The 3,272-nt window shown below is 74.6% G+C and carries 2 protein-coding genes and 1 pseudogene; 2 read left to right on the top strand and 1 reads right to left on the bottom strand.

The genetic code is table 11. The features are described 5' to 3' along the window. Positions 1-69: 69 nt before the first annotated feature. Positions 70-1,860 (bottom strand): annotated as a pseudogene (locus ACFQ6N_RS40115) (oleate hydratase). 316 nt (positions 1,861-2,176) lie between these two features. On the opposite strand from ACFQ6N_RS40115, the gene ACFQ6N_RS40110 reads away from it, so the two are divergent. Together ACFQ6N_RS40110 and ACFQ6N_RS40105 are read left to right on the top strand one after the other, a co-directional pair. Then, a complete protein-coding gene (locus ACFQ6N_RS40110) occupies positions 2,177-2,740 on the top strand; it encodes a universal stress protein (RefSeq protein WP_380659104.1) in 564 nt (187 codons plus the stop codon). 6 nt (positions 2,741-2,746) lie between these two features. Then, entirely contained in the window at positions 2,747-3,163 is a 417-nt protein-coding gene (locus tag ACFQ6N_RS40105) for a hypothetical protein (protein WP_380659103.1), read from the top strand. Positions 3,164-3,272: the final 109 nt, after the last annotated feature.

Here is a 3,272-nt window from a genome sequence, read left to right as displayed (position 1 = left end):
GCCCTCGGGGCGGCGCCGCCGAACGGTCCCCGACCGTTCCCGCTGCCTCCGCTGCTCCCGCTGTTCCCGCTACTCCCGCTCGTCCTCGACCAGGCCGTACTCCCGCAGCAGTTCGCCGACCTCGGTGGCCTCCACCCGGCGCAGCAGCCGCCTGCGGAGGAACTCCGGCCCGGGCAGGTCGAGCCCGGCACCGTCCCGCAGGCGGGTGGTGGCGGCGAGCAGGGCGCGTACGTCGTAGGTCGAGCCGAACACCTCGGGCACGCCGCGCTCCACGCCCAGCAGCCGGTAGACCGCCTCCATACCGGTGCGCACCGAGTACTCGGTGGTGAAGACGCAGTCCCGGGTCGTCTCCGCGAACTGGCCGATGAAGGCGAAGTTGACCGCGCCCTCGGGCACCACGTCCGGACGGTCGCCCGCGTGCCGGGGCAGGAAGAAGGATGTGACGTACGGCATCATCACCGGCACGCAGCGGGCGGCGCCGGCCGCCAGCTCGGGGATCTCCCCGACCGGCACGCCCAGGTGGTAGAGCCACTCCCGGGTGATCTCCTCGCCGGTGCACTCCTGCATCGGCTTGGGCACGTAGTCGCCGGGGCGGTCCACGAACAGCGAGTACAGCTAGACCACGATCCGGTCGGCGGGCTGCTGCTTGAAGTGCGGCTGGCGGTTGACCGTCCAGCTCAGCAGCCAGGCGGAGTCCCGGGCGGTGACGATGCCGCCGGTCACCACGCCGCCGCCGAACGGGTCGCGCTTGGCGACCTTGCGGATGTACTCCGGGATGCGCGGGTCCAGGGTGGTGACGGTCGCGGACTCCCACTTGCTCGCGGCGATGTCGCCGCAGAACACCTCGGGGCGGCCGAAGGCCGGGTCCTTCGCCGCGATCCGGCGCCACAGGTCCCAGGCCGGGGCCGGGCCCTCGTTCAGCCGGGCCGGGGTGGACTGGTCGCCGTTGTCGGAGTTCTCGGTGAGCGAGCCGATCGTGGTGAACACCAGGTCGTCCGCGCCCAGGTCGACCCCGCCCTCCTGCCCGGCCTCCCGCCAGTGGATCCGGGTGGCCTGCTTGCGGCCGGGGGCCCCGCCGGTGCCGGGGGAGAGGTCGAAGTCGATGTCGGTGACCTCGACCTCGAAGCGGAACCGCACGCCCTGGTCCATCAGCCAGCGGGTCAGCGGCAGCACCAGGGACTCGTACTGGTTGTACTTGGTGAACTTCAACGCGGACAGGTCCGGCAGGCCGCCGACATGGTGCACGAAGCGGTGCAGATACAGCTTCATCTCCAGCGCGCCGTGCCATTCCTCGAAGGCGAACATGGTGCGCCAGTACAGCCAGAAGTTGCTGTCCAGGAACTCCCGGGAGAACACCTCGTCGATCCGCTTCCCCTCCAGTTCCTCCCGGGTCGCCAGGAAGATCCGGACCAGGTCCTTCTGCGCCTTGTCGCCGAGCGCGAAGCGGCCGTCCGTCCCGGCGTCCTGGCCGCGGCGCTCGGTGACGCGCTGGAGCGAGACGTTCGGGTCGTCCTTGTTCAGCCAGTAGAACTCGTCGAGGACGGAGGCGCCCTCGACCTCCAGCGAGGGCACCGAGCGGAAGAGGTCCCACAGGCACTCCATGTGGTCCTCCAGCTCGCGGCCGCCGCGGACCACGAAGCCCTTCTCCGGCTCCTTGATCCCGTCCAGCGCGCCGCCGGCCAGCTTCAACCGCTCCAGGACCGTCACCCGCTCGCCGGGCACCCCGCCGTCCCGCACCAGGAACGCCGCCCCGGCCAGCGAGGCCAGGCCCGCCCCCACGAACCACGCCCGCTTGCGCTCGGCGCCCTCGGGCTTCCTCGGCCGGGCGAACGCCTCGTAGTTGCCGCTGCTGTAGTACAAGCCCGCTCCCTAGAACGTTCGGCATCGAACCGCCCGCCGGGCATAACGGTCCCACGGGCGCTTCCATCCACCCATTCGGCGGCGGACCCCGCCTGTCGGCTGAGCCGAACGGGTGACAGGGGGTCAGCCGGAGCCGGTCCCGGCGCCTCCCCGGCGGCGCCCCGGCACTGCCGCCGCGCCGCCGGACCGGCCCCGCCGTATGGACGGCGTTCGGATCACCGGTCCGGGCGTCAGGAGGCCGTCAAGAAGTCCCGGTGGGCGATCGGGGGCACGGTTGGGTGGAGGAACGGGGCACACCACGACACGAGGACGGACCATGTACGGCAGCGGGCGGCACGAAGACGGCGGGGCACCCAGGGTGGTGGTCGGGGTCAGCGGGTCGCTGGGGAGCCTGGCGGCGCTGCACCGGGGGGTGGCCGAGGCCCGGGAACGCGGAGCCGAACTGCTGCCCGTGCTGGCCTGGGAGCCGCCCGGTGGCGAGCACGGCTACCGCCGCTCGCCCTGCCCGCCGCTGCTCGCGGCCGTCCGGGAAGCCGCCGAACAGCGCCTGCGCGACGCCCTCGACGCGGCCTTCGGCGGCGCCGACCCCGGCGTGCCGCTGCGCCCGGTGGTGATCCGCGGCGAGACCGGCCCGGCCCTGGTCCACGTCGCCGACCGGCCCGGCGACCTGCTGGTCCTCGGCCGCGGCGGCGGAGTGCTGCACCGCCGGCTGCGGCGCTCGGTGCCCGGGTACTGCGCGCGGCGGGCCGGCTGCCCCGTGCTGACCGTGCCGGTGCCCGAACTGCTCGCCGAACTGCACGAGCTGGAGGCGATGAACCGCCGGGCCCGCCTGCACCTTCCGGCCGGCCCGGGGCCCCGACTCCTCCCGGCGAAGGGGTAGCCCCCGGTGCGGATGTACTCGGCCCGCCCGGGCGGCACCCGCTACCACCCCGTGCTGGAACGGCTGTCGGCCGGCACCTCGGGCACGGTCGCCCTCCTGGCCGGCGGCCTGCTGGCACTCGGCCTCGCCGGGCTCGGCGCACTGCACTCCGGCGCGCCCGCCCACGCCGCGTACCTGGCGCTGTGCGCACTGGTCGGCGGCTTCTCCCGGCCGCGGGCCGCACCGCTGGTCGGCCTGGCCGCCTGGCTCTGCTGCAACGCCTTCGCCGAGCACCACCACGCCGAACTCGGCTGGTCGGGCCCCTGGCCGGAGGGCGGGCACTACGCGGTGTTCACCGCCACCGCGCTGCTGGTCGCCCTGCCCGCGGCCCTGCCGCGCCGCACCGTACGACTGTCACTGCTGCGCCTCGACCACCCGCGCTGAGGCGAGCCCCGAGACGGTCCGCCGCCCGGCCGGGGGGGCCGGCGGCGGGCCACCCCCCGGGGCGCGGGGGCCGCCGGGACACCCGGGCCCCCCGCGCCCCCGGGGGAAC

The organism is Kitasatospora sp. NPDC056446 (assembly GCF_042796115.1).
In the GTDB taxonomy this organism is placed as follows: Bacteria; Actinomycetota; Actinomycetes; order Streptomycetales; family Streptomycetaceae; genus Kitasatospora.
Note: the sequence above shows the minus strand (reverse complement) of the source record. Positions and strands in the feature narration are given on the sequence as shown.

What these genes read in the sequence shown, in the direction of transcription:
- ACFQ6N_RS40110 (WP_380659104.1), top strand. Translation starts at nt 2,177, where the DNA reads ATGTACGGCAGCGGGCGGCACGAAGACGGCGGGGCACCCAGGGTGGTG.